Origin of the sequence: Streptomyces sp. T39, assembly GCF_008042045.1 — a bacterium.
In the GTDB taxonomy this organism is placed as follows: domain Bacteria; phylum Actinomycetota; class Actinomycetes; order Streptomycetales; family Streptomycetaceae; genus Streptomyces.
The window spans coordinates 1-693 of sequence record NZ_RDBP01000197.1; the positions used below are offsets into that span (position 1 = coordinate 1).

At 68.5% G+C, this 693-nt stretch carries 1 protein-coding gene; it reads left to right on the forward strand.

The window, feature by feature from the left end:
- On the forward strand, window positions 1-693 hold a 693-nt coding region (locus tag EAO77_RS36835; protein WP_315986135.1), incomplete at both ends, for a DNA translocase FtsK.

The window sequence follows — 693 nt, forward strand, 5'->3', positions numbered from 1 at the left end:
CCCTCGACACCTACATCCAGCGCGGCAAGCAGTACCAGCAGACCGGCAAGCCGACCGCCACCCCCATCCCCGAGCCCGACCCTGCCGAAGTCGCCGCCTTCCTCGACCAAGTCGAAGGCCTCACCCGCCAGGCCGTCGTCAACCTCGACAAGCCCACCAAGAAGGACGCCCGCCACCCCCGCCGCGACGAAGTCTGCGCCTGGGTTCAGCAGGCCGGCGCGGACGGCATCACCGTCGCCGACGTCCGCGACCGCCTCACCCGCCAGTACCCCGGCGAGAAGCCCCCCTCAGACACCGCGATCCAGAACTGGTACGCCGACCACCCGAACATCACCAAGCCCCGCCGCGGCACCTACGTCTGGATCAACGAAACCCCGAACACCCAGGACCCGACCACCACCGACCCCGCGGCCGCAGTCAGCGACGAGGTCAAGGAACTGCTCCCCGCAGCCATCGAACTCCTCGTCTCCACCCAGTTCGGCTCAGCCAGCATGCTCCAGCGCAAGCTCCGCATCACCTGGGACCTCACCAACCAGATCCTCAACACCCTCGAGAACGCCGGCATCGTCGGACCCGCCGACGGCAGCAAGGCCCGCGACGTCCTCATCCGCAACGACCAGCTCGACGAGATCCTCCAGCAGTACCGCCACCTACGCCCACAGCCTCGCCGAACGGCTCGCGGAGATCCCCACC